The sequence below is a fragment of the Bradyrhizobium sp. 41S5 genome (assembly GCF_011516665.3).
Lineage (GTDB): Bacteria > Pseudomonadota > Alphaproteobacteria > Rhizobiales > Xanthobacteraceae > Bradyrhizobium > Bradyrhizobium quebecense.
On record NZ_CP083721.1, the window covers coordinates 5,840,350 to 5,864,940 of the forward strand.

A 24,591-nucleotide genomic window follows, 5' to 3' on the forward strand; every position below is an offset into this window, starting at 1 on the left:
GCGGCGTTTTTGCGTGCGGCCTGTCGCGCTACTTGGTGTCGGCGAACGCCGCCAGGATCCGCGCCCAGGAGCGGATGCCCTTGTGGTAGCTCTTGAGGTCGTACTTCTCGTTCGGCGAATGGATGTTGTCGTCGTCGAGCCCGAAGCCGACCAGCACGCTGTCGAGGCCGAGCGTGCGCTTGAAGTCGGCGACGATCGGGATCGAGGCGCCGGACCCGACCAGCAGCGCCTCCTTACCCCATTCGTCGGTCAGCGCGCGGCGGGCAGCCGCCAGCGGCTTCATGTTCCAGTCGAGCGCAATCGCCGGCGCAGAGGAATGATCGATGAACTCGGCCTTGCAATCCGCCGGCACGCGCGCGGTCACATAGTCGCGGAACGCCTTGCGGATCTTCTCTGGGTCCTGTCCTTCGACCAGCCGGAACGACACCTTCGCCGACGCCTCCGCCGGGATCACCGTCTTGGAGCCTTCGCCGGTATAGCCGCCGACGATGCCGTTGATGTCGCAGGTCGGACGCGAGGAGACCTGCTCGATCAGGAGCCTATCCTTCTCGCCGGCCGGCACCGACAGGCCGATCGGCTTGAGGAAGCTGTCCGCCGTCAGATTGAGCTGCTTCCATTGCGCCAGGATGTCCAGCGGCAGGTCCTTCACGCCGTCATAGAACCCGGGGATGGTGATGTGGCCGTTCTCGTCATGCAGGCCGCCGAGGATCCGCGTCAGCACGCGGATCGGATTCTGCGCGCCGCCGCCGAACACGCCGGAATGCAGGTCGCGATTGGCGGCCTTGATCTTGACCTCGTCATAGACCAGGCCGCGCAGCGAGGTCGTGATCGCGGGCGTGTTCGGATCCCACATGCCGGTATCGCAGACCAGCGCGAAGTCCGCCTTGAACTCGGCCTTGTTCGCTTCCAGGAATGGCACGAAATTCTTCGAGCCGACCTCCTCCTCACCCTCGATGACGATGGTGATGTCGATCGGCAGCGATCCCGTCACCGCCTTCCAGGCCCGGCATGCCTCGACGAAGGTCATCAACTGCCCCTTGTCGTCCTCGGCTCCGCGCGCGACGATGATCTTGCGCCCGTCGGCATGGTCGGTCACCACGGGCTCGAACGGCGGACGGTGCCAGAGATTCAGGGGATCGACCGGCTGCACGTCATAGTGGCCGTAGAACAGCACATGCGGACGCCCGTCGGTCGTGCCGTTCAGCTTGCCGACCACGGCCGGATGGCCGGCGGTCGGCCGCACCTCGGTTTTGAAACCGAGGGTTGCGATATCCTTGGCGAGGTGATCGGCAGCCGCCTTGCAGTCATTGGCAAAGGCCGGATCGGCCGAGATCGATTTGATCCGCAGCAGCGTGAACAGCCGCTCGAGACTGTTGTCGAAATCGGCGTCGATACGGTCGAGGACCGTCTGCAGCTTGGCGTTGGACATCGCGGATATCCTTTTTGTTTGGACATTGCCGACGTTGTAGCGCGCCGGCCGCCGCAGGCAAAGCCGGCTGCCCATTCCTCCGGCCGGATGATCGCGGTGCTACCTGCGCAGGATTCCGCCGAGCGCACCGCGCACCAATGCGCGACCGATCGAGCCGCCGACCGAACCACCGACCGACTTGCCGAGATCCGCGACCACGCCGCCGACCACCTTGTCGGTCACCGAGCGCGTGACGTTGCGCGCGATCACCTGTCCGGTCGAGAGTCGGCCGCGCTTGACATTGGTGCCAAAGATCGTGGCGGCAATGGCCCCGATCTGGCCGAGGATACCGCCGCCTTCGGCAGGCGCACCACCCGCCGGCGTCGCCGTGCCGGCGAGACGCTTCTGGATGATCTCGTAGGCGGATTCGGCGTCGATCGCGGTGTCGTATTTGCCCTTCACCGGGCTCGCATCCATGATCGCCTTGCGCTCTTCCGGCGTGATCGGCCCGATCCGCGCCGACGGCGGGCGCACAATGATGCGCTCGACCATCGACGGCGTGCCGCCGCCCTCGAGGAACGAGACCAGCGCCTCGCCCTTGGCGAGCTCCATGATCACCCGCGCGGTATCGAGCTTCGGATTGGGCCGGAAGGTCTGCGCGGCCGCCGCAACCGCTTTCTGGTCGCGCGGCGTGAAGGCGCGCAGCGCGTGCTGCACGCGGTTGCCGAGCTGCGCCAGCACCTTGTCCGGCACGTCGATCGGATTCTGCGTGACGAAATAAACACCGACGCCCTTGGAGCGGATCAGCCGCACCACCTGCTCGATCTTGTCCATGAGCGCCTTCGGCGCGTCGTTGAACAGCAGATGCGCCTCGTCGAAGAAGAACACCAGCTTCGGCTTCGGCAGATCGCCGGCCTCCGGCAATTCCTCGAACAATTCCGAGAGCATCCAGAGCAGGAACGTGGCGTAAAGCCGCGGGCTCTGCATCAGCTTGTCGGCGACGAGGATATTAACCATGCCGCGGCCGTCGCGGTCGGTCCGCATGAAATCCTTCAGCGTCAGCGCGGGCTCACCGAAGAACTTCGCGCCGCCTTGGTTCTCGAGCACCAGCAGCTGACGCTGGATCGTCCCGACCGTCGCCTTGGACACGTTGCCGTAGCTCTGCGCAGCCTTGCGGATCGACGCCAGCGGATCTTCGCCGTCGCCGGCGCCCTTCTTGCTGCTGTCGGGCGCGATCGCATCCAGCAGGGCGCGCAGATCCTTCATGTCGATCAGCGCGAGGCCATTCTCGTCGGCGACGCGGAAGGCAACGTTGAGCACGCCCTCCTGCACGTCGTTCAGATCGAGCATCCGCGACAGCAACAGCGGACCCATCTCGGTGACGGTGGCGCGCACCGGATGGCCCTGCTCGCCGAACACGTCCCAGAACACGGTCGAGAATTGATCGGGCTGGAAGGTCAAGCCCATCTCTTGGGCGCGCTTCACAATAAAGTCCTTGGCCTCGCCGACCTCGGAGATACCGGAGAGATCGCCCTTGATGTCGGCGGCGAAAACCGGAACGCCGGCGCGCGCAAATCCTTCAGCCATCACTTGAAGCGAGACGGTCTTGCCGGTTCCGGTTGCACCGGTGACAAGGCCATGCCGGTTGGCCAGCGCCAGCGTCAGCCAGGCTGTCTCCTCACCCTTGCCGATAAAAATCTTCTCGTCGGTATCGGCCAACTTATTGTCGGAGGTCGCCATCGCTTCGCCTCTTCACGCAGATTTAGATCGTTTCGATCATCGCACCCGGTTCGATACCGAACCAGCGCCATCATATTGCAACTTGCCGGTCGATTGAAACCGTCAGCGCAAGCTGACGTATATTGTCGCGCCACTGGTTCCTCATATTTTATTCCCGGCGAAGTAACGAAAGGCATTGCGCATTGCGACAAGATGGTGTGAATCCGCCGCTCACTCTTGCAGCGAGGCCACAGTCACAACGCGATCGAAAAAGAAAACGAACTGAAATGCGCGGATCGCTTGTATTTCGTGACACAGGCGCTCAAGATAAATCTTCAAGAACGACCCGGCAAAGTCCGGTTGAGGCGGGGCAAGATGGACGAATTAGTTGGACAGCTGGCCGCGAAGGCCGGCATCGATGGCGCTGTCGCTGAAAAAACCATCGGCATCGTTCTGGGTTTCCTCCGTAACGAGGGACCTTCCGACAAAGTTCAGGCTCTGATCGACCAAATCCCCGGCGCCGAAGCGGCAATCGCCGCCTCCAACAACAGCGGTGGCCTATCGCGGTTGATGGGCGGCGGCCTGATGGCTGTCGGCACCCGGCTGATGGCGCTTGGCCTGAGCATGGGTGAAATTCAGAACGTCGCGCGTGAACTTTTCAGGTTCGGCCGCGACAAAATCGGAGCGGATCAAATGGGCGAGATCATCTCGGGGACGCCGGGCCTCAGCCAGTTTGCCTGAAGCACTTTCCCAACTCTCCTGCGCGCGCTCCCTTCTACCAGTTACCTGCATACGAGTATCATGACATATCCCCTCTCCGAGATCGAAGGCCTGTCCGCCTATTGCGCCACCAAACTGAAATCGCAGGGTATCCGCACGACCGACGCACTGCTTGAAGCCGCCCGCACCGTCAAGGGACGCAAGGCGCTCGCCGCCAAGACCGGGATCAGCGAACAACAATTGCTCGAATGGGCCAACATCTCCGACTACATGCGGATTCCCGGTATGGGCAAGGCGAAGGTCGGACTGGTCCGCGCCGCCGGCGTCACCACCGTGCGGGAGCTCGCGCAGCGCAACCCGTCGCGGCTGGCGCAGAGCATGAAGGACGCCAATGTCCGGCGTAAGCTCGTCCGCGTGATGCCCTCAGAAAAGTCAGTCGAGCTGCTGATTGAGCAGGCACGCAAGCTGCCGCTCAAGATCACCTATTAGCATCACTATTAGCCTCGCTTAACCGCACCCGCGGTCGCCGGCGCCACGCATCGCTGCGGCACCTTGACTTGCCGCTGCGGTCAGCGCAAAGCCTGCGCATGATGGCAATCAGGCCCATAGCATCGGCGGTGACCGGCCCGGCCGTATCAGCGGTGCTGCCGGCGCTGCTGTCGAGGCCCTATCCGGCGGTGATGGGTATCCTGAACGTGACGCCGGACTCGTTCTCCGACGGCGGCCAGTTCATCGCGCCCGAACAGGCGCTGGCTCAGGCCCGCAGGCTGATCGCCGAGGGCGCCGACATCATCGACATCGGCGCGGAATCGACCCGTCCCTACGGCTCGCAACCGGTCACCGCCGAGGCCGAAATGGCGCGGCTGAAGCCGGTGCTGGCCGAGGTGGTCGCGCTCGGCGTGCCGGTCTCGATCGACAGCATGAAGTCGGAGGTCGTGGCCTGGGCGCTCGACCAGGGTGCCGGAATCGCCAATGACGTCTGGGGCCTGCAGCGCGATGCCGGCATGGCGCCGCTCGTCGCCGCACGCGGCGTGCCCGTGATCATCATGCACAATCGCGAGCAGGCCGATCCGGCGATCGACATCATGCAGGACATCACGGCCTTCTTTGAGCGCTCGCTCGAGATCGCGGCACGCGCCGGCATTGCGCCCGACCGGATCGTGCTCGATCCCGGCATCGGCTTCGGCAAGACGCCGGAGCAGAGCATGATCGCGCTGGCGCGGCTTTCCGAGCTCAGCTCGTTCCGCCTGCCGGTGCTGGTCGGCGCCTCGCGCAAGCGCTTCATCAGCACGGTCGCGGCCTCGGAGCCGCAACAACGGATCGGCGGCTCGATCGCGGCGCATCTGATTGCCGCGCGGAATGGCGCCCGCATCATCCGAGCGCACGACGTCGCGGAAACCGTTCAGGCGCTGCGGGTGGCCGCGGCAATCGAGGGACAGCAATGACCGACACGATCTTCATCACCGGGATCGTCATCCATGCCCGTCATGGCGTGATGGAACATGAGACCGAAGTCGGGCAGCGCTTCGTCATCGACCTCGAGCTCTATACCGACCTCTCGGAATCCTCGCGTACCGACCGCCTCTCCGACACGGTGTCCTATTCCAACGTGGTGGCGACCGCGACATCGGCATTCAAGAACACCAACTACAAGCTGCTGGAGCGCGCCGCCGGCGCGGTGGCCGATGACATCCTGACCACCTTCCCGCGCGTCAGGGCGGTCAAGGTCACCGTGCACAAGCCGCATGCGCCGATCGCCGCGATCTTCGACGATGTCGGCGTGGTGCTCACGCGCTCGCGGCATCCGGCGTCCCAGAGTTGAGCGCCCAAGGTTGAACGCTGATGGCTGACGTCCTGATCGCACTCGGCGGCAATGTCGGCGACGTCCGCACGACGTTTCGCAAGGCGATCGCCAATATCTGCGGCATGACGCAGGCCGCGCTCGTGGCGCGCTCGTCGGACTATTCAACGCCGCCCTGGGGTGACGCGCAGCAAGACAGCTTCATCAATGCCTGTATCGAGATCGACACCAGCCTCGATCCGCACGCGCTGCTGTTCACGCTGCACAAGATCGAGAGCAAATTCGGCCGCGACCGCAAGAACGAGCAGCGCTGGGGACCGCGCACCCTCGACCTCGACCTGATCGCCTATGACGACGTCACACTCGACAAGCCGGAACTGACGCTGCCGCACCCGCGTTTGTTCGAGCGCGCCTTCGTGCTGGTGCCGCTGGCCGAGATCGTTCCCGACCGCGTCATCGCCGGGCGCCGCGTCGCGGATGCGCTGGCTGGGGTCTCGACGGACGGTATTTTCCGTCTAGCGGACCTCGATTAAAAGCCGCACGACCTCAAACAACCGTTTGGCTTGGCCGCCCGCCCGTGGCAATTTCCGGCCAAATCAAGGGACCCCGTCGCGGGGCCGATGAAGGGCGATTTGGGCGGATGACGACCTCGACTGACGATTTGACTCTGGCTTCGGATTTTGCACCTGCGACCTATGACGACTGGCGCAAGCTGGTCGACGGCGTGCTGAAGGGCGCGCCGTTCGACAAGCTGGTCGGCAAGACCTATGATGGCCTGAGGATCGATCCGATCTATCGCCGCGCGACCAACTCAAGCCCGCTTCCCGGCCGCGCCGCCGCAACCCCCTGGCAGATCCTGCAACGGGTCGATCATCCCGACGCCGCAGCGGCCAATGCGCAGGCGCTGGAGGATCTCGAGAACGGAGCAACCGGCCTCGAATTCGAGTTCCCCGGCGGTCCCGGCGCGCGCGGATTCGGCCTCGCCGACGCCAGCAAGAAGACGCTGGCGCGGGCCTGCGGCGGCGTCCATCTCGATGCCGGCATCATGATCGCGCTCAACCCGGTGATCGGACGCGAGAACGCCGGCGAGACGTTTGCCGAGATGGTCGAGGCCCGCAAGCTCGATCCGGCCAAGCTCGACCTGCATTTCAATTATCAGGCGCTCGGCACGATTGCCGTGCGCGGTGCGGCGGCAGCCAGCTGGACCGACTACGCAAAGCCGTTCGGCCAGGTCGTCAACGGCCTGATCAAGCGCGGCTTCAAGGGGCCGTTCGTGCTGGCCGATGGCCGGCCGGTGCACGATGCCGGCGGATCAGAGGTGCAGGAACTCGCCTTCACGCTTGCGACCGCGCTCGCCTATCTGCGCATGCTGGAAGCCGCAGGGCTCGATCTCGATGCGGCGCGCGCAGCCGTCTCATTCCGGCTCAGCGCCGATGCCGACCAGTTCCTGACGATGGCGAAATTCCGCGCGCTGCGCCGCCTGTGGGCAAGGATCGAAGAGGCCTGCGGCCTTATGCCGAAGCCGATCTTCGTCAATGCGCAGACCGCCTGGCGGATGCTGACCCAGCGCGACCCCAACGTGAACATGCTGCGCGCGACGATCGCGACCTTTGCCGCCGGGCTCGGCGGCGCCAATGCGATCACCGTGCTGCCGCATACGCTGGCGCTCGGGCTGCCGGACGATTTCGCCCGCCGCGTCGCGCGCAACACGCAGCTCGTGCTGCTCGAGGAGTCCAACCTTGCCAAGGTCTCCGATCCCGCGGCAGGTGCCGGCGGCATCGAGACGTTGACCTCGCAGCTTTGCGAGGCGGCGTGGACGCTGTTCCAGGAGATCGAGAAGGCCGGCGGCGTCTTCACCGCGCTCGAGCAGGGGCTGCTGCAAAACAAGGTCGCCGCGACGCGGGCGCAGCGCGAAGCCAACGTGGCGAAGCGGCGCGACGTGCTGACCGGCGCCAGCGAATTTCCGAACCTGCACGAGGCCAACCTTGCAGTCCTGGATGTGAAGCCGGCCGCGCCGGTGTCCACCGCCGGTGCCAAGGTCAGCTTCGATGCCCTTGCGCCGATGCGGCTCGCCGAACCGTTCGAGGCGCTGCGCGACAAGTCCGACGCCGCGCTGAAGGCCCGTGGCGCGCGGCCAAAAATCTTCCTCGCAAATCTGGGCACGCCGGCGGATTTCACGGCCCGCGCCACATTTGCAAAAAGCTTCTTCGAGACCGGCGGAATCGAAGCCATCGACAGCGAGGGCTTTGCCGACGCGGCAGCGCTTGCCGCGGCCTTCGAGGCCTCGGGCGCCGCGATGGCGTGCATTTGTTCCTCGGATAAAGTCTATGCCGTCAGGGCGGTTGAGGCCGCCAAGGCCCTTCACGGCGCCGGAGCAAGGCATATCTATCTGGCAGGGCGGCCCGGCGACCAGGAAGCGGCGCTGCGGGCGGCCGGCATCGGTGAGTTCGTCTTCGCCGGCGGTGATGCGCTGGCGACATTGCGCGACGCCTATCGGCGGATGGAGCAGGCATGACGGCAGAGACACCAGCGAAACCCGTTCTGACCGGCGGTTGCCAGTGCGGCGCCGTGCGCTTTGCGGTGTCCGCGGCACCGAACCGCGTCAGCATCTGTCACTGCCGGATGTGCCAAAAGGCCTCCGGTGCGCCGTTTGCCTCATTCGCCGACATCAACAAAGAGGATTTCGCCTGGACCCGGGGCAAGCCGGCGGCGTTCAAATCCTCCTCGATCGCCGAGCGCGACTTCTGTGCCGCCTGCGGCACGCCGCTCAGCTTCCGGCGGATCGACGGTCCCCGTATCGAGATCATGACCGGTGCCTTCGACCGGCCCGACCGGGTGATCCCAACGCAGCAATTCGGAACCGAGTCCCGCCAAGGCTGGGTGGTCGGCATCGCCAATCTGCCGAGCCAGACCACGATGCAGAATTACGGACCGGAGAAGATGGCGACCATCGTCAGCCATCAGCATCCGGACCATGACTAAGGAAGCCAAGGAATGACCCGCATTCCCAATTTCGCCGATGTCGCCTTCCAGCCCGTTGTCACGGCGATGCCGGCCGCGAGCGCCGAGCCGTGGCTGACGCCCGAGGGCATCCCGGTGAAGTCCGTCTACGGCGAGGCCGATCTCGAAGGCATCGATTTCCTCGAGACCTGGCCCGGCATCGCGCCCTATCTGCGCGGCCCCTATCCGACCATGTATGTCAATCAGCCCTGGACCATCCGGCAATATGCCGGCTTCTCCACGGCGGAGGATTCCAACGCCTTCTATCGCCGCAACCTCGCAGCCGGACAGAAAGGCCTGTCGGTCGCGTTCGACCTCGCCACCCACCGCGGCTATGACTCGGATCATCCGCGCGTCTCCGGCGACGTCGGCATGGCCGGCGTCGCGATCGATTCCATTTACGACATGCGCACGCTGTTCGCCGGCATCCCGCTCGACCAGATGAGCGTGTCGATGACCATGAACGGCGCGGTGCTGCCGATCCTTGCGCTGTTCGTCGCCGCCGCCGAGGAACAGGGCGTGCCGCCGGAGAAGCTGTCGGGCACCATTCAGAACGACATTCTGAAAGAGTTCATGGTGCGCAACACCTATATCTATCCGCCCGCGCCCTCGATGCGGATCATCTCCGACATCTTCGCCTACACCTCGCAGCGGATGCCGAAATACAATTCCATTTCTATTTCCGGCTATCACATGCAGGAGGCCGGCGCGACGCAGGATCTCGAGCTCGCCTATACGCTGGCCGATGGCGTCGAATACCTGCGCGCCGGGCTTGCCGCGGGCCTCGACGTCGACCGCTTCGCGCCGCGGCTGTCGTTCTTCTGGGCGATCGGCATGAACTTCTTCATGGAAGTCGCCAAGATGCGCGCCGCGCGGCTGTTGTGGGCCAAGCTGCTGAAGCAATTCAACCCGAAGGACCCGCGCTCGCTCAGCTTGCGCACGCATTGCCAGACCTCGGGCTGGTCGCTGACCGCGCAGGACGTATTCAACAACGTGATGCGCACCACGATCGAGGCGATGGCGGCGACGCAAGGCCACACCCAGTCGCTGCACACCAACGCGCTCGACGAGGCGCTAGCCCTGCCGACCGATTTCTCGGCGCGCATTGCCCGCAACACGCAGCTGTTCCTGCAGCAGGAGAGCGGCACCAACCGCATCATCGATCCCTGGGGCGGCTCCTATTATGTCGAGCGGCTGACCCGGGATCTGGCGGCCAAGGCCTGGGGTCACATCCAGGAGGTGGAGGAACTCGGCGGCATGGCCAAGGCGATCGAGGCCGGCGTGCCGAAGCTGCGGATCGAGGAAGCCTCTGCCAAAACCCAGGCGCGGATCGATGCCGGCCGCCAGGCGGTGATCGGCGTCAACAAGTTCAAGCCGGAGAACGAGAGGCCGATCGACGTGCTGAAGGTGGAGAACTCCACCGTGCGGCGGCTGCAGATCGACAAGCTGGCGCGGCTCAGGAAGGAGCGCAACCAGAAGGACGTCGATGCGGCGCTGGCCGCACTGACCCGCTCGGCGGGTGAAGGCAACGGCAATCTTCTGGCGCTCGCGATCGACGCCGCGCGCGCCAAGGCCACCGTCGGCGAAATTTCAGACGCCCTGGAAAACGTGTTCGGCCGCCACCGCGCCGAGATCAAGTCCATCACCGGCGTCTACAAGCGAGAGGCAGCGGCCATGTCCAACAAGGTCGAAAAGGTGCAGGCGCTGATCGACGCCTTCGAAGAGGCCGAAGGTCGCCGCCCGCGCATCCTGGTGGCAAAAATCGGCCAGGACGGCCATGACCGCGGCCAGAAGGTGATCGCATCGGCCTTCGCCGATGTCGGCTTCGACGTCGATATCGGGCCGCTGTTCGCAACCGCCGACGAAGCCGCGCGGCAGGCGGTCGAGAACGACGTTCACATTCTCGGCGTCTCCTCGCTCGCCGCAGCGCATCTCACCGCGGTGCCGGAATTGAAGGCCGCGCTGAAGAAGCACGGCCGCGAGGACATCATGATCATCATCGGCGGCGTGGTGCCGCCGCAGGATTACGATGCGCTCTATGCCGCGGGCGCCGAGGCGATCTTCCCGCCGGGCACCGTGATCTCCGACGCCGCCGAGGAGCTGATCCACAAGCTCAACGCCCGGCTCGGCCATAGCGCGGCGGCGGCGGAGTAGCGCGACCGTATCCCTTCCCCGTCAGGAGTTCTCCATGCGCGCCGCTCGCTCGATGACGCCTGTCCGCATCATGGGCCTTGCCGGCCTGCTGGCTTGCCTCTGCCTTCCGGCACGCGCCGCCGATCAAAAGCCCGACGCCACCATCAAGAACGCGAGCATCGAGGCCGATGTCTATCTCGACGACAAGATCAAGGCTGATCCGGCGCTGGCGACCGACTGCCTCGCCGAGGGCCGGAAGTGGATCGACAAGAACGCCGCGGAGGCGGCTTCCGCGCGCAAGGACGAGCCTGAGCTTTTCAAAGACCGTGGCGGCTATTCATTCGAGCGCAAATATTCCGTGCGCTCCGTCGTCGACGGCCGCTATGTGAGCGTGCTGCGCGACGACTACATGGACACGCTCGGCGCGCATCCGAACTCCGACGTCAACACCATCCTGTGGGATGCGACGGCGAAGAAGCGCATCAGCATCCGTCCCTTCTTCACCGAGACAGCCGACAACGGCCCAACCTTGACGGCGATGCGCAAGGCCGTCATCAGCGCATTGAATGCCGAGAAGAAGCGGCGCGGCGCCGGCGAGACCACAACCGCCGAGTGGTACAAGGAGCTGAAGCCGACCCTGCTCAAGATCGGCGCGGTCACGCTGGCGCCGTCGACCGAAGCCGACAAGAGCTCCGGCCTCACCTTTCACTACCCGCCCTACGCCGTCGGCCCCTATGCCGAAGGCCAGTATGTCGTCTTCGTGCCCTGGGAGACGCTGAAGCCGTATCTGACGGCGGAAGGCGCGAAGATCTTCGGCGGCACGCGGCCGAAGAGCGACGCGGACGATCAGCCGCAATAGCTGCTTCAGCGGGCCTCAGCCTGGCTGACGCGCCAGCGCTCTGATCAGGGAGCCGGTCCAGTCCGGAATCCAGGCCTGGAACTGGCTGTGCCAGCGATCGGCATCGCCGGGCACGGTGTCGAGCTTGACCGACCATTCGATGAAGGTGCGGTTGCCTTCGACGACCGGCAGCAGGTGCATCGTGCCCTCGTAATGGGTCGGCTGCGGCGTTTCCGAACCGGCATCCGCCAGGAACGGCAACGGCTCGATGCTGGCATAGGTCAGCGAATGCTGCGTGTCCGAGTGGCCGGCAAGGCGTTGCCTGACCCAGAGCCCAAGATAGCAGAAGCGCCTGACAGCACCGATCTGGTCGCCGCGCTTGTCGTCCTCGATCACGCTTTCGCTGACGCCCTCGATATAGGCCGGGTAATTGTTGAAGTCGCGGATCAGCGACCACACGGTATCGAGCGGATGCTCGAGGACGGTGCTGTAATAGGCTCGGGTCATGGCAGGCTCCGGATGTTGGTCCGCAATGATGCGGAACGGGTCCTGATCAACCGCATGGCGGCGGGCGCGCCCACCCGATTTCCGATCTCGCGATTGACCGGGGACGAGTGCGGACTCCGCCCTCGCCTGCAACCGGCAGCCGTTGTAAACCAAGGCCATGACCTCGCCGAAGCCCGCCTCTCCCGACATCCACGCCCTCGCCAAGCAGCTCCGCGCCGGCCACCGCGCCGCGCTGGCGCGGGCGATCACGCTGGTCGAGAGCCGGCGCGGCGATCATCAGGCGGCGGCGCGCGAGCTGGTGCAAGCGCTGCTGCCCGACACCGGCAAGGCGCTGCGGGTCGGCATCACCGGCTCGCCCGGCGTCGGCAAGTCGACCACCATCGATGCGCTCGGCATGTTCCTGATCGAGCGCGGCCACAAGGTCGCGGTGCTGGCGGTCGATCCCTCCTCGGCGCGCACCGGCGGCTCGATCCTCGGCGACAAGACCCGGATGGCACGGCTCGCCGTCTCCGACCAGGCCTTCATCCGCCCTTCGCCGTCCTCGGGCACGCTCGGCGGCGTCGCGGCGAAGACCCGCGAGGCGATGCTGTTGTGCGAGGCCGCCGGCTTCGACGTGGTGCTGGTCGAGACCGTCGGCATCGGCCAGTCCGAGACCGCTGTTTGCGACATGACCGACTTTTTCCTGGCGCTGATGCTGCCGGGCGCCGGCGACGAGCTGCAAGGCATCAAGAAGGGCCTCGTCGAGCTCGCCGACATGATCGCGATCAACAAGGCCGACGGCGACAACCTCAAGCGCGCCAACCTCGCCGCCGCCGACTATCGCAGCGCGCTGCACATCCTGGCGCCGCGCTCCGAGCACTGGCATCCCCCGGTCGAGACTTATTCCGCACTGACCGGCGCCGGGCTCGACCGGCTGTGGCAGAAGATCCTCGATCACCGCACCGCGATGAACGCCTCGGGCGAATTCGAAGCCCGCCGCCGCGAGCAGCAGGTGAAGTGGATGTGGTCGATGCTGGAAAGCCGGATGATGGCGCGGTTGCGCTCGGACGCTGCGATCCGCGCCAAGGTCAAGAAGATGGAGGCCGAGGTCGCCGGCGGCCGCATCTCGCCCGCGGTCGCCGCCGAGCAGATCGCGGAGATACTGCATTGAGCGGCAAACTGCGCATCCTCGTCACCGGCTTCGGGCCGTTCCCGGGTGCGCCGTTCAACCCGACCATGCCGCTCGTCAAGCGCCTCACCGGGTTGCGCCGGCCGGCTTTCGACAACGTCGCGCTGACGAGCCACATCTTCGACGTCACCTACGCGGCCATCGATCGCGAATTGCCCGAGCTGATCGCACGACATCGCCCGCAGGCGCTGTTGATGTTCGGCCTCGCCCGCCGCAGCGCACATCTGCGGATCGAAAGCCGCGCCCGCAATGCGGTGACGACGCGCTTTCCCGATGCCGGCCGCCAGCATGCGCGCCAGGGATCGATCGAGAGCGGCGCCGATGCGAAGGTGTTCGGGCCGCACAGCGAAAAGCTGCGGCGCGCCGCGCTGGCCACCGGCATCGATGCACGAACGTCGCGCGATGCCGGCAGCTATCTCTGCAATTATCTGAGCTGGCACGCGATCGAGGTCGTCAACGGCAACAACGGTCTGCCCCTCGCGCAATTCGTCCACGTTCCGCCGCTCGCCCGTGACGGCACGGCCGCGTCTGGCAAATCATCCATCACGCTGGAAGCGCTGGTCGATGCCGGCGAAGCCATGCTGCTGGAGCTGGTAAAACTGGCCCGGCAGGCCGCGCGCGCGTGAGCGACCCGGATTGGACAATGTCGTCACGAACCGGGACCCTGCGCATCTGGGCGTCGCTTGAGCTTTCTCATTCTCGGGCCATTAAAATCTCAAGCGGCGGCATTACCGGATCTGTCCTGCATGGAAACTGCGATAGACGGGTATGCCCCGCCCGCAGCCTCTATGCAAAGCTTGACAGTCTCCCCCGGGCCCGCTGCTACCAGATCGGCTTTCGCGTTGCCCCGCAACACTTCCAGCGCGGCTGGATCGACGTCCTTGGCCCAACAGCCCAGGATTATGATTGCCTTGGGCAGCTTTCGCCGTAAGCGCCGAACCGAATACCGCATATGCGCTGGTCCGCTCGAATCGAGATAGACCAGGCAAGCGATCACAACACCGGTACCATCAAGTCGGAAGACGTTTGCGCTCGACAGCGCGTCCGCGCCTTCAACCCGCGCTGAGAGACCGTGTGCGGTCGAAAGCTGAGCGAGCATGATCGCACCCGCTTCATCGATGAGACTGCGCCCAGCCAGGCAAAGAACGGGGTGCTCGCCGAGCCAATCGGGCGGCAGGCTTTCCTTACTAACAATGGGTAGGTTTTCGTGCACCGCATTTTCCGCGACGCTTTCGACTGCGGACGAGGCTTCCGCATCGGTGGTTAAATGAACCGTTGTCAGCGCTCTCTCATCCTGATCGGCTACGTCGCCCGCAAACTCCGTGACGGCATCTCGGAGCTTCTCGAGACGCTCCGGGTCCAGCGCTCCGCGCGCGGCATCGATTTGCGCCAGTTGCAAACCCTTCAAGGCGACCTCGTCATAGTATGAGGCCAGAGAACGTTCTTTCAGGAATTGTTCGGCCTTTTCGGCGGCCTCCGCCGGGTCACCGGCCAGCATGCGCTGATAGAAGATTTCAGGCGGCGAAAGGGCCGGGCGGTCCCCGAACATGACGTCAAGAAATTCCAAACGCTCTACATGGCGCCCAAGCACGACAAGGCATACCGTCAAAGGCGTCGCGAGGACGAGCCCAATGGGTCCCCAAAGTGCGGTCCAGAACGTCGCCGCCGCAACCACGGCAACGGGAGAGAGCCCTGTACTGTGGCCATAGACCATCGGCTCGATGACATGGCCGACGACTGGCTCGACAGTAAAAAAGAGCGCGAGCGTCCATAGCAGCATGGACCAGCCAGGATCGACAGCTACTGCCAGGGCAAGCGGGAACGCGGCCGCGATGACGGCGCCGATATAAGGCACGAAACGAAGGACTGCCGCCAGAATGCCCCAAAGGATCGCGCTGGGTGTCCCTATGAGCCACAAGCCCAACCCAATCACCACGCCGAATGCGCTGTTTAGAATGAGCTGGGTCAGGAACAGCCGGCTAAGGCGTATCGCCGCATCGTCCAGCGCCGCCGTGGTTCGTTGCAGGTCATAGGAGCCAGCCAGCCGAATGAGGCGATTACGGAGATCCTCGCGTTGAAGAAGTATAAAGATCACGAAGATGATGATGATGCCGGTTGTTGCGAGAGGATGAATAAGCGGAGAGATCAAGGTCCGCAGGTTCTCCAGTGCACCGGGATCGGGCTGGCGTACTTCCACCGGAACGGGGGCTTGCGAGGCACCAGGATTGACAATTGAGGAGCTTAGCCCCCGCGCCGACGCAGGCTCTTTCGGCCTATCGATCTCCTTACTGAGATCTTTCAACATGTCGGAGGCGCGTTCAAGCGTCCCTCTGCCGGCCCTGGTATCCCGAAACGACTGGATCTTTTCGCTGATCGTCGATTGATAGCGCGGTAGATCTCCGGCGAGCTGCGCCAATTGCGTAGCGAGAAGGCTTCCCATCGCAAAAATGAGTGCGAAGGCGAGCAGAGCTACACTCACGACCGCCAATCCGCGCGGTACATGGATGCGCTGCAGTATCAAGACCACCGGTGCCAAGACAAAGCTGAGAAGAATTGCCAATGCGATTGGCACGAAGATTTCGCGCCCGAAATAGAGCATCGCAACAATTATGACAGCCAGGATCGCAACAGCCACCGTGCCGAACAAGGCCACAAGCTCTTCAGTCGTACGTGCTTTGAACGGCTGCCTGGTCACAGGCATCATCTGCTGGCCCAGCTTCGGTTGTTACGGAATGATTTGACGAATGGGCGTTCGAGCGCGGCATTCGTATTGCCTAAAGTACATGAGCAACGTGCCCGGTAGCCTTATTGGTCGACAAACGAAAAGGCCGTCTCGAAAGACGGCCCATGGTTGTTATTCGACAATCTCGACGATCCGGCGTGTTCGCGGTTCGACTAACACGGTGCGACCATTCACCACCGTATAGCGATAATCACGGGCGCCATACTCGGGCGGTACATCATAGTAGGTAACGCCCTCTTCGGGAAGAACCGCTCCAACTCTTACATCTTCGCGATACTGGTATGATGGACGCCTCTGTTCGACAACGTAAGAATGAAAGCGAGGACGCTGATCAACACCAAGGACTCCCTCTACGCCACCAACGACGCCGCCGACGACTGCACCGACCGGGCCCGCCGCTCGATCACCATCCCGCGCTCCGCGCTCGACGCCTCCAGGGACACCCTGGGCCTGGGCCGCAACGGGAATTAGGAGTGCGACAGCGATAGCGGCAGCTCCGACAGAACGGCAGATCATGACAACTCCTACGGTGGGGATTGGTGCGGGAACAAGTGCCAGACCGGCAATCGGTTCCTATAGATTGTCTTGGACGTACACGTAGACGCGACAACCATCCGGTCGTGCTTTGAAACTCGGAGGCGGACGGCGCCTGATGCACTCGATCTCTTGCGACTTGCAGATCGCCCGGCTTGCGCCTCGCAAAGGAGGCACGTCCGCGCGATCATGAGAATCGTCACGCGGCTGCCGCGACGGAGCTGAGCGGCACGTCCAGCGAGTATGTGAATCCCGACGTTTCGTAGGCAAGTTTCACTTGGCCGTTCAATTGCTGGCCGAGAGATTTCATCATGCGAGTGCCGAAGCTTTGCCGGGTCGGCAACTCGACGGCCGGACCACCACTTTCAGTCCAGGCAAGGTTAAGTCGTTGTTTGGGTTTATCTATCGTCCACGCGATTTCCACGCGACCGGCAGGGACCGAAAGCGCGCCAAACTTGGTCGTATTCGTGCAGAGTTCATTGAAAGTCATTGCAAGTGCAATGACCGCTCCTGAGGTAATTCTGAGATCGGGCCCATTGAAGTGAAAGCGCCTGGACCCTTGGCTGTCATATGGCTCGGTTGCGTTGCTAAACGTGTGGGTAAGACTGGCGCTGGCCCAACTGACCTGCATCAGCAGGTCGTGCGCCCGTCCCAATGCGACCAGCCGGCCCTCCATGGCCTTCTGCCCGGCCTCAATACTCGGCGCTGTACGGAAGCTCTGAGACGCGATCGCGCTTACGGTCGCAAGCGTGTTCTTGATCCGATGATGAAGTTCTCCAAGAATAAGCTGCTGCAACCTTTCCGCGGCTTCGCGCTCCTTGGCGTCGATCCCGGCCTGGGCAAGAAACGTCGCAGCATCGACGCCGGCTTGCTCAAGCAATAGCCGGAGGCTATCGTTCTCTGCCAGCAAAGCGAGTTCCTGGTCGGTGCGTGACGACGGCGTAACCGACCCTACGGGCAACGCGCCTGTCCCCGGAACGATCGTCAGCGCACCCGCGCCCACCATGGCCTGCAACTCCGTGATGATTTGGTCGACGGCCAGCGGTTTGCCGAAGAACTGACTGTTAGTCGGCCTTTCCGCATCAGACGGCTTCACTTGTCCGGAGACCAAGATGATCTTGATGGAGGGCCAGCGGTCGTGGACCGCATGGGCGAGCATCAAGCCGTCGATGCTGCCCGGCATTTGAATGTCGGTAAAAAGCAGGGAAATGTCCGACCGAGATTCAAGAATCGAAATTGCCTGATCAGCATTGACCGCTTCGATGGAGTTGAACCCCGCGTCCTCCACGATGTCGACCGCGCGCATGCGCAGTATCATCTCGTCTTCGACGACCAAGACGTTCGGTACCGGCGTTAAATCTGTCGACACGATGGGCCTCGCTCGCCAAGCAACCGATCAACCGATCGGCCCCTCGCGAAGTTGTCTAAATTTGCCAAAGGCGAAAACGAACCTCACCGACCGCTGGAAGACGGAAGCCGTTGCTGCGACCTTCTGGGCGATATCGAGTTCTTCGTATCGCCGAAAGGCTGCGCAACAGGCCAACTAGCGGCGCGCGGTCACAACGCGAGCTTCTGAAATCTTGGCGGTTGAACCTGACATTCGCAAGCACACGGAGGCGAAATCCGGCCAAATCTGGATTGAACAATTGGGGCCACGCGTCCGGACTTCAAGACGGTCGCTCTTGCCTAGCACCGTAATTTCGCTTGCTTCCACGCTGGGAGCAAAACCAGGTAACGATACCACCGAAGCTCCAAGGAGTGCGAGTACTGCAAGAGCTGAAAGAGTTTTGACCATTTGGGGCTGCTGACTTGTTGTCGCAATCCCATGCGAAGGGACCACGTCAACAACAGCCCGAGGGAGATAGGGTTCCCCGACAGCAACTTGAATTTGTGAAATAATGCGGCTTCGGATTCGAGCTCAGAACCGGCAATACTCTGCTGCGCAGCCCCTAACAGCCAACATATGCGTCCTATGGTCCACGCCTGATTCTTTCGATGCGCCTCGTCATTTCTGATTATCCGAAATTACTTTGACACCCGCCCCAAATCAAGCCGATGAATCCGCTGTCTCGCCCCGGCAAGAGGGGAGAAACACGAACGTGCGGCGGGATGGCCGGCTTTCCCTGCGCCCTCTTGAAGGAGAGGGCGCAACGAAGCGCAAAGCTCGGACAAAACAAGTCGCGAGAATTCGGAACTGTACCCCCATCCTCAGCCGTCGTCGCCCGACACTGAGCTGTTTGACAACGCGAATCGGCTGCACCGGGGGTTAACCCTACTGCCAACAATCGCCCGGCTGCGTCGGCGTGTTCACCATGCCGCGCCGAATTTCGCGCTACCACTCGGGCGCGAACGTCACCGCTCGCGAATGTTTGCGAGGGCTGTGCCCATGGACGTCAACCGCCGCCATCTGATCGGAGCCTCCGCCGCCGGCGTCGCCGGTGCGCTTGCGATGTCGCCGGATGCGGCGCGCGCCGCGCAATCTGCCGGCTCGCTCGGCCGCGACGTCACGCAATATGGCGTCCGTCCCGGCAGCCCCGACGACCAGACCCGCAATTTGCAGCGCGCGATCGATGATGCCGCGCGCGCGCAGGTGCCGCTGGCCTTCCCGCCCGGTGTCTATCGCACCGGCCTGTTGCGGCTTGCGCCCGGGAGCCAGCTGATCGGCGTCCGCGGCGCCAGCCGGCTCGTGTTCAACGGCGGCGCCTCGCTGCTGGAGGGCGAAGGCGCCGGCGGCATCGTCCTGATGGGCCTTAGCTTCGACGGCGGCAACGTTCCGCTGCCGGCGCGGCGCGGCCTCGTGCATTGCCTGTCCTGCCACGACATCCGCATCACCGATTGCCAGTTCACCGGCAGCGGCGGCTGCGGCATCTGGTTCGAGCAGATGTCGGGCGACGTCAGCAACAACATCTTCACCAGCATCGCGTCGACGGCGCTGGTGTCGTTCGACGCACTGGGCCTCATCGTCTCGCGCAACACCATCAAGGGCACCAACGATAACGGCATCGAGATCCTGCGCACCGCGATCGGCGACGACGGCTCGATCGTCGCCGACAACCGCATCGAGGACATCAAGGCCGGTCCCGGCGGCTCCGGGCAGTACGGCAACGCCATCAACGCCTTCCGCGCCGGCAACGTGATCGTGCGCGGCAACCGCATCAGCAATTGCGACTTCTCGGCGGTGCGCGGCAATTCGGCCTCCAACATCCACATCACCGACAACAGCGTCAGCAATGTCCGCGAGGTCGCGCTCTATTCGGAGTTCGCGTTTGAGGCCGCGGTCATCGCCAACAACACCGTCGACGGCGCCGCGATCGGCGTCTCCGTGTGCAATTTCAACGAAGGCGGCCGCATCGCGGTGGTCCAGGGCAATATCATCCGCAACCTGCTGCCGAAGCGCCCGATCGGCACCGACCCGAACGACAGCGCCGGCATCGGCATCTATGTCGAGGCGGACAGCGCCGTCACCGGCAATGTGATCGAGAACGCACCGACCTTCGGCATCGTCGCCGGCTGGGGTAAGTATCTGCGCGACGTCGCGATCTCAGGCAATGTCGTGCGCAAGGCGTTCGTCGGCATCGGCGTCTCGGTGGTGCCGGGCGCCGGCACCGCGCTGATCAACAACAACATGATCTCGGAAACCCCGCGCGGCGCGGTGGTCGGGCTCGATCACGCTCGCCCGATCACGACCGACCTGTCAGTGGGCGGCGCCCAGCAATATGCGCAGCTGGTGGTCGGCGCGAACGCGGTGCGGCGCTAACCTTCGGCCTACAGCGCGTTGCGTAGCAGCGGATAGCGCCGCTGGATGGTGTCGAGATCGAGCACCGGCGGCGGCATGACCGGAGGGGGCATCTCCAGCGGCGGTGCGTCGGCCACAACGGGCGGCTGCTCCAGGACCTCGGCCGCTGTTTCCATCGCGGCCGCGACCGCAGTCATCGCGGCCTCGGCCAATGTCGCCGTCTCCGAGCGGCGCTGCTGCGCCGACGAAAGATCGCGCAGCGGCGGTAGTTTCGACTTGCCGCGTCCGAGCCAGGACAGATCGATCGGCGAATTGTCGAGCGAGGCTTCTCGGGTCAGCAATTCCCGCCAGATATCGACCGCGGCCCGTGCTTCCCTGATGTTCTCGAGAAAGGCCTGCTCGCTGTGATAGCGGCGCCAGCGTCCGGTTTCGAACAGCTCGTTGAGGTGCTCCAGCCTTTGCTCGGCAAGGTTGCACCAGCGTGCAACGATCTCCTGGCCTCTGGCCACGTCGGTCCGATGTGTCATTCAACTTGCCCGCAGGGAAAGAAACGGACGCAGACGCAACCGAACCGAATCAACTGGACGTGACACTGATATTCTGTGGAAAAGGTAAATAAAGTCTAACTAAATTCTTAATCGCGGACAGGCGATGAAGGAAGTCCGCTCGACTAAGGAGTTCCTGCCCTAACCATCGTCAAGTCATCGACTTGCATGGTGGCGATGCGCGCCGCTCCCGATCGCTGCGCAGCCGAACGATCCACAGCAAACAGCCGCGGCCGTCGCGCGCATCCTGCCGCGATCACGCAGCGCGATCGCGTCCGGCCAGTCCGTCATGCGAGGTAGCCCCCAAAATGAAAGACCCGTCCGGGGGGACAACCGGACGGGTCAAAGCCATATGGGCGCTTGGGGTGGATGGGCGCTCGCGCCTGATACAGCCGGGGAGGGATAAACCGCTCCCACACACATAAGTCGTGAGAGGACGGCGGACGTTCAAATCGCCGGCGATTTTTTTAACCTTTTCGCCGCCCGGTTCCATCGCACCGTTGCAGGCTTTCAGCACCGAAAATCACTGCGCAGCACGGTGTTTTGCGGCTGAATCGTCCGCTGCGATGGACGGCGCGGGTTCATTCAATGCGCGGCTCACGGAAGTGTTATTGCGGTCCGCTGCAGTCGCGGGCTGCGACGGCTTGTCCGCGACGGGCGCGCTGGTCGCCGCCATCACCGCGGCAAGCGCATCCGCCTCCCCGGCCCCGAACAGATCGTCACGTCCAGGTGTCCCGAGATCGCGGGCCGTGCCGGTCAGGACCTTCCGTACCTCGGCGGGCTTCAATGCCGGACTGCGCTCCAGCACCAGTGCCGCGATGCCGCTGACGAACGCGGCCGAAAAGGAGGTGCCAGACATCAGCTGGTACTTGCCGTCCGGCACCGGCACGAGGAGATCGGCGCCCGGCGCCGCCAACGCGATGTAGCTGCCGCGGTTCGAGGCGGCCATCAGCCGCTCGCCGGCATCGATGCCGCCGACCGCGATCACATCGGGATTGGCGGCGGGATAGAGCGGCGGCGATTTCGGGCCGGCATTGCCGGCCGCCGCAACGAGCACGACGTCCCGCGCCGCGGCGGCGGCCACGGCGCGCGCGACAAGTGCGTCGTTCGGTCCGGCAAAGCTCATGTTCACGATCTGCGCGCCGTGCGCCACCGCGTAATCGAGGCTCCTGAGGATTACATAGGAGGTGCTCTCGGCGCCGCCGGCGGCCGCACCGAAGGCGCGGATGGCCAGGATGCGTACTTCCGGCGCACTCCCCGTCAGCCGGACGCGGGCCGCGATCATACCGGCGACGGCGGTGCCGTGGGCATGCGGGCCATCCTTGCTGCCGAGCGCATCGAACGTATCCGCGACTGTGTTGGCCAGTTCCGGATGCGCAGCATCAATGCCGGAGTTGATAACGGCGATGGTGACGTTCATCCCCCGCGCCAGCCTGTGCGCCTCGGGCAGATGCAGCTGCGTCTGGGCATATTGCGCCGGATCACTGCCGCCCACCGCCGGCTTCTGGTCCTGCAGCGCGTAACGGTAGTTCGGCTGCACGGAGCGGACGCTGCTGTCGCTTGCGAGGTCGCGGGCCACCGCGTCGGCGGAGCGATGGCCGGCCGTGTGGAACAGGCCTATCGTCGCGCCGAGCAGCGGGATGTTCTGCGAGGCGATCCGCCTCAGGCCATGGCGACGCGCCAGCGCGTCGGTCTGGGTCTCGGTCAATGCGCCGTCGATCTCCGCCACGAACTCGTTCGGCGCGGTTCGCGTGGCCGCCACGTCCTGCGCGCGGATGCTGCCGCCACCGCCGGCCCTGCCCTTCCTCGCTGCGCCCTTGCCGCCACCGTTGACGGATACCAGCCGGCCGGAGCACTGGCGCGTGCCGTCATCATCGCAATCGGCAGAGAAACGGGGGCGTCACGGGCACGGGGCGCCGGCATGCTCGATCGCGGTCCATCGCCGGTCCACGACGTCGCCGGGCCGTGGAGCGGCGCGCGGCCAGCCAGCCCGCCGCCGGCGTTGCCGATGCCGGGATCAACCCGCGGTCCGATGGAAAGCTGCGGCCTGCCGCCGATCGTTGATCGCATGAAATTCTGGGCGTAGGCCGAGCCGGCAACAGACACCAGCAACAACACGGCGGCCGCAATGGCCGCTCTGTTCGTCGATCTGGTCCGGCCGTTGGCGGTCATGGTGACCTCAACTCGGCGCAGGACCGTCAGCCGCCGCTTACGGGGTCTCGACCGCGAGGCTGACGATCTTCTCTTTCTGCAAACGGGCAATCAGCGATGCGACGCCATCCTTGTCCATCGCGCGGAACTGCAATCGGAACATCCCGCCCTTACTGTCGATGATCGCGCCCTGGTAATTGTCGAGCAGCGACGTGATGTCGGCGATCCTGGCATCCGGCGTGAAGCGCACCAACAGCCGCGTCGGCGCCGCCGCCACGCTGGCGCCGAGGTCGCGGGTGATCGGCGCACTGGGTGCGACGGCCGCGCTCGGCGCGCTGAGTTGTTCGGCGGCATCAAGCGAGGCGGTCTGGAACGAGGCCGGCTCGCTGCGCATCAGCACCGCACCGATCACGCCTGCCTGCAACAGGACCACAAGCGCACCGAGGCTGGACGACCAGGCCAGCGTCCGCGGCGACAATTTCGAAAAGAACTCCGTGACGGAGGCCGACACGCGCGCGCCCGCCGACGGCTTGCGCTCCGGCTCGGCATCGATCGCTGCAAACAGCGTCTGCATGGCACGCGCCGAGGGCGCACCGAGGCTCTCGTTGAGGCCGATGGTCTCGGCATATTCCTCGCGGATGACCTCATACTGCCTGGCCAGGTCCGGATCGGAAGCGAGTGCGTCCTCGACGCGGCGCGCGTCACGCGCGTTCAGCGTGCCGGCCGCATGCCAGGGCAGCAGCATCTCGACATCGTCAGGATCTTGACCCTGCACCTTCTTGTTGCTCGCAGCCATCATGGCCAACCTCGCTCGACGCCGGCTGCCTTCAGCAACTCGGCAAGTTTCTTGCGCGCATAGAACAGGCGCGTCTTCACGGTATTCTCAGGAATCCCGACGATCTCTGCGACGTCTTCGACGGATTTCTCGTGATAGTAGACAAGATCGACAATTTCCCGGTGTTCCGCCGATAGTCCCGTCAGGCACTTACGCAGCGCGTCACCCGTGTCCTTCTTCTGCACCACCGTTTCCGGATCGTCGGACGTGTCCTCGATCGCGTTCGCGGCCTCATCGTCCAGTTCAGCGTCCTTCCTTCGCCGCAGCGAAGATAACGCCTTGAACCGGGTAATCGCCAGAAGCCAGGTCGAAACGGCGGATCGTCCCTCGAATTTGCCCGCCTGACGCCACACGTCCAGAAAGACCTCGCTAATGAGGTCCTCCGCCACCTGTTCGTCCCGCACGAGCCGAAGCCCGAAGCGGTACACCCTGACATGATGCCGTCCGTACAGCACCTGCATGGCGAGCCGGTCGCCTTGAGCGATCCGAGCGATCAGAACCTCGTCTGAAGCCGCCTGTGCCGCACTCAATGGCCGTCTCGCAAAGTTGGTCTGAGGGGCGTGGTGCGTGGTTCGACGCGAGAGGCAAGATTCTTCACAATACGGCAATGCCCTGACCGCATGTGTGATCTATGACACAGTCGACGATCCCAATGAGGAAAAATCGCCGGAGACTCGATAAACGGTACCATAATAGTGAAACTCTCGCGGACTCGCACCATCCGGCGCGACCATACCAAGGCTTTGCCGGCAA

Annotated in this window: 22 protein-coding genes; 12 read left to right on the plus strand and 10 right to left on the minus strand. The window is 64.2% G+C overall.

The genetic code is table 11. The features are described from left to right. Positions 1-28: 28 nt before the first annotated feature. Positions 29-1,429: a M20/M25/M40 family metallo-hydrolase gene (locus tag HAP47_RS28275; protein ID WP_173641785.1), complete on the minus strand. Its 1,401-nt coding sequence runs from the start codon at positions 1,427-1,429 to the stop codon at positions 29-31. A 99-nt stretch (positions 1,430-1,528) separates the two neighbouring features. Continuing rightward, a complete protein-coding gene (locus tag HAP47_RS28280; protein WP_173641784.1) occupies positions 1,529-3,148 on the minus strand; it encodes a helicase HerA-like domain-containing protein in 1,620 nt (539 codons plus the stop codon). Positions 3,149-3,502: 354 nt separating this feature from the next. On the opposite strand from HAP47_RS28280, the gene HAP47_RS28285 reads away from it, so the two are divergent. From HAP47_RS28285 to HAP47_RS28325, 9 genes are all read left to right on the plus strand, one after another. Next, the gene (locus HAP47_RS28285; RefSeq protein WP_092127034.1) at positions 3,503-3,868 is read left to right on the plus strand and encodes a hypothetical protein; all 366 of its coding nucleotides are present in this window, start codon (positions 3,503-3,505) and stop codon (positions 3,866-3,868) included. Between the two features lie 60 nt (positions 3,869-3,928). Then, positions 3,929-4,336 carry a DUF4332 domain-containing protein gene (locus HAP47_RS28290; protein ID WP_092125172.1) on the plus strand — a complete coding sequence of 136 codons (408 nt, stop codon included), beginning with the start codon at positions 3,929-3,931 and terminating at the stop codon, positions 4,334-4,336. 98 nt (positions 4,337-4,434) lie between these two features. Next, entirely contained in the window at positions 4,435-5,292 is an 858-nt protein-coding gene (folP, locus tag HAP47_RS28295) for a dihydropteroate synthase (protein WP_371821669.1), read from the plus strand. After that, positions 5,289-5,669: a dihydroneopterin aldolase gene (gene folB, locus HAP47_RS28300; protein WP_173641783.1), complete on the plus strand. Its 381-nt coding sequence runs from the start codon at positions 5,289-5,291 to the stop codon at positions 5,667-5,669. The genes folP and folB overlap by 4 nt, the downstream gene beginning before the upstream one ends. Positions 5,670-5,689: 20 nt before the next feature. Continuing rightward, complete coding sequence (gene folK, locus HAP47_RS28305; RefSeq protein WP_173641782.1) at positions 5,690-6,181, plus strand: 2-amino-4-hydroxy-6-hydroxymethyldihydropteridine diphosphokinase; 492 nt, start codon at positions 5,690-5,692, stop codon at positions 6,179-6,181. A 107-nt stretch (positions 6,182-6,288) separates the two neighbouring features. Beyond that, a complete protein-coding gene (locus HAP47_RS28310; protein WP_173641781.1) occupies positions 6,289-8,163 on the plus strand; it encodes a methylmalonyl-CoA mutase family protein in 1,875 nt (624 codons plus the stop codon). Then, entirely contained in the window at positions 8,160-8,630 is a 471-nt protein-coding gene (locus HAP47_RS28315) for a GFA family protein (protein ID WP_173641780.1), read from the plus strand. Before HAP47_RS28310 ends, HAP47_RS28315 begins: the two co-directional genes overlap by 4 nt. A gap of 12 nt (positions 8,631-8,642) precedes the next feature. Next, the gene (gene scpA / locus HAP47_RS28320; RefSeq protein WP_173641779.1) at positions 8,643-10,802 is read left to right on the plus strand and encodes a methylmalonyl-CoA mutase; all 2,160 of its coding nucleotides are present in this window, start codon (positions 8,643-8,645) and stop codon (positions 10,800-10,802) included. Between the two features lie 70 nt (positions 10,803-10,872). After that, positions 10,873-11,640 (plus strand): RsiV family protein, encoded by a 768-nt coding sequence (locus tag HAP47_RS28325; RefSeq protein ID WP_231169007.1) that lies wholly within the window; start codon positions 10,873-10,875, stop codon positions 11,638-11,640. Positions 11,641-11,655: 15 nt separating this feature from the next. On the opposite strand, the gene HAP47_RS28330 is transcribed toward HAP47_RS28325, so the two are convergent. Then, positions 11,656-12,126: an SRPBCC family protein gene (locus HAP47_RS28330; RefSeq protein ID WP_173641778.1), complete on the minus strand. Its 471-nt coding sequence runs from the start codon at positions 12,124-12,126 to the stop codon at positions 11,656-11,658. Between the two features lie 157 nt (positions 12,127-12,283). Here HAP47_RS28330 and meaB point away from each other — a divergent pair, with 157 nt between their 5' ends. Continuing rightward, on the plus strand, positions 12,284-13,276 hold the full coding sequence (gene meaB / locus HAP47_RS28335; RefSeq protein WP_173641777.1) for a methylmalonyl Co-A mutase-associated GTPase MeaB: 993 nt from the start codon (positions 12,284-12,286) through the stop codon (positions 13,274-13,276). Further along, positions 13,273-13,920, plus strand: coding sequence for a pyroglutamyl-peptidase I (locus HAP47_RS28340; protein ID WP_173641776.1), 648 nt, complete (start codon positions 13,273-13,275; stop codon positions 13,918-13,920). Before meaB ends, HAP47_RS28340 begins: the two co-directional genes overlap by 4 nt. An 89-nt stretch (positions 13,921-14,009) precedes the next feature. On the opposite strand, the gene HAP47_RS28345 is transcribed toward HAP47_RS28340, so the two are convergent. The 3 genes from HAP47_RS28345 to HAP47_RS28355 form a co-directional block, all read right to left on the minus strand. Next, complete coding sequence (locus tag HAP47_RS28345) at positions 14,010-15,998, minus strand: AI-2E family transporter (protein ID WP_173641775.1); 1,989 nt, start codon at positions 15,996-15,998, stop codon at positions 14,010-14,012. Between the two features lie 150 nt (positions 15,999-16,148). Next, positions 16,149-16,553 (minus strand): DUF1236 domain-containing protein, encoded by a 405-nt coding sequence (locus HAP47_RS28350; RefSeq protein WP_173641774.1) that lies wholly within the window; start codon positions 16,551-16,553, stop codon positions 16,149-16,151. Between the two features lie 217 nt (positions 16,554-16,770). Then, entirely contained in the window at positions 16,771-17,940 is a 1,170-nt protein-coding gene (locus tag HAP47_RS28355) for a sensor histidine kinase (RefSeq protein WP_173641773.1), read from the minus strand. A gap of 1,017 nt (positions 17,941-18,957) precedes the next feature. On the opposite strand from HAP47_RS28355, the gene HAP47_RS28365 reads away from it, so the two are divergent. Further along, entirely contained in the window at positions 18,958-20,328 is a 1,371-nt protein-coding gene (locus tag HAP47_RS28365) for a TIGR03808 family TAT-translocated repetitive protein (protein ID WP_173641772.1), read from the plus strand. Between the two features lie 8 nt (positions 20,329-20,336). On the opposite strand, the gene HAP47_RS28370 is transcribed toward HAP47_RS28365, so the two are convergent. The 4 genes from HAP47_RS28370 to HAP47_RS28385 form a co-directional block, all read right to left on the minus strand. Further along, positions 20,337-20,834, minus strand: coding sequence for a TIGR03809 family protein (locus HAP47_RS28370; protein ID WP_173641771.1), 498 nt, complete (start codon positions 20,832-20,834; stop codon positions 20,337-20,339). Between the two features lie 541 nt (positions 20,835-21,375). Then, entirely contained in the window at positions 21,376-22,614 is a 1,239-nt protein-coding gene (locus HAP47_RS28375) for a S8 family serine peptidase (RefSeq protein ID WP_371821670.1), read from the minus strand. Between the two features lie 447 nt (positions 22,615-23,061). Then, positions 23,062-23,799, minus strand: coding sequence for a hypothetical protein (locus HAP47_RS28380; RefSeq protein WP_173643070.1), 738 nt, complete (start codon positions 23,797-23,799; stop codon positions 23,062-23,064). Next, entirely contained in the window at positions 23,799-24,368 is a 570-nt protein-coding gene (locus tag HAP47_RS28385; protein ID WP_173641770.1) for a sigma-70 family RNA polymerase sigma factor, read from the minus strand. Before HAP47_RS28385 ends, HAP47_RS28380 begins: the two co-directional genes overlap by 1 nt. Positions 24,369-24,591 lie beyond the last annotated feature (223 nt).

Excerpts from the sequence above, each read along its gene's own strand:
- HAP47_RS28275 (WP_173641785.1), bottom strand. The coding sequence starts at position 1,429 with ATGTCCAACGCCAAGCTGCAGACGGTCCTCGACCGTATCGACGCCGAT.
- HAP47_RS28280 (WP_173641784.1), bottom strand. The coding sequence starts at position 3,148 with ATGGCGACCTCCGACAATAAGTTGGCCGATACCGACGAGAAGATTTTT.
- HAP47_RS28285 (WP_092127034.1), top strand. The coding sequence starts at position 3,503 with ATGGACGAATTAGTTGGACAGCTGGCCGCGAAGGCCGGCATCGATGGC.
- HAP47_RS28290 (WP_092125172.1), top strand. The coding sequence starts at position 3,929 with ATGACATATCCCCTCTCCGAGATCGAAGGCCTGTCCGCCTATTGCGCC.
- folP (WP_371821669.1), top strand. The coding sequence starts at position 4,435 with ATGATGGCAATCAGGCCCATAGCATCGGCGGTGACCGGCCCGGCCGTA.
- folB (WP_173641783.1), top strand. The coding sequence starts at position 5,289 with ATGACCGACACGATCTTCATCACCGGGATCGTCATCCATGCCCGTCAT.
- folK (WP_173641782.1), top strand. The coding sequence starts at position 5,690 with ATGGCTGACGTCCTGATCGCACTCGGCGGCAATGTCGGCGACGTCCGC.
- HAP47_RS28310 (WP_173641781.1), top strand. The coding sequence starts at position 6,289 with ATGACGACCTCGACTGACGATTTGACTCTGGCTTCGGATTTTGCACCT.
- HAP47_RS28315 (WP_173641780.1), top strand. The coding sequence starts at position 8,160 with ATGACGGCAGAGACACCAGCGAAACCCGTTCTGACCGGCGGTTGCCAG.
- scpA (WP_173641779.1), top strand. The coding sequence starts at position 8,643 with ATGACCCGCATTCCCAATTTCGCCGATGTCGCCTTCCAGCCCGTTGTC.
- HAP47_RS28325 (WP_231169007.1), top strand. The coding sequence starts at position 10,873 with ATGGGCCTTGCCGGCCTGCTGGCTTGCCTCTGCCTTCCGGCACGCGCC.
- HAP47_RS28330 (WP_173641778.1), bottom strand. The coding sequence starts at position 12,126 with ATGACCCGAGCCTATTACAGCACCGTCCTCGAGCATCCGCTCGATACC.
- meaB (WP_173641777.1), top strand. The coding sequence starts at position 12,284 with ATGACCTCGCCGAAGCCCGCCTCTCCCGACATCCACGCCCTCGCCAAG.
- HAP47_RS28345 (WP_173641775.1), bottom strand. The coding sequence starts at position 15,998 with ATGATGCCTGTGACCAGGCAGCCGTTCAAAGCACGTACGACTGAAGAG.
- HAP47_RS28350 (WP_173641774.1), bottom strand. The coding sequence starts at position 16,553 with ATGATCTGCCGTTCTGTCGGAGCTGCCGCTATCGCTGTCGCACTCCTA.
- HAP47_RS28365 (WP_173641772.1), top strand. The coding sequence starts at position 18,958 with ATGGACGTCAACCGCCGCCATCTGATCGGAGCCTCCGCCGCCGGCGTC.
- HAP47_RS28370 (WP_173641771.1), bottom strand. The coding sequence starts at position 20,834 with ATGACACATCGGACCGACGTGGCCAGAGGCCAGGAGATCGTTGCACGC.
- HAP47_RS28380 (WP_173643070.1), bottom strand. The coding sequence starts at position 23,799 with ATGGCTGCGAGCAACAAGAAGGTGCAGGGTCAAGATCCTGACGATGTC.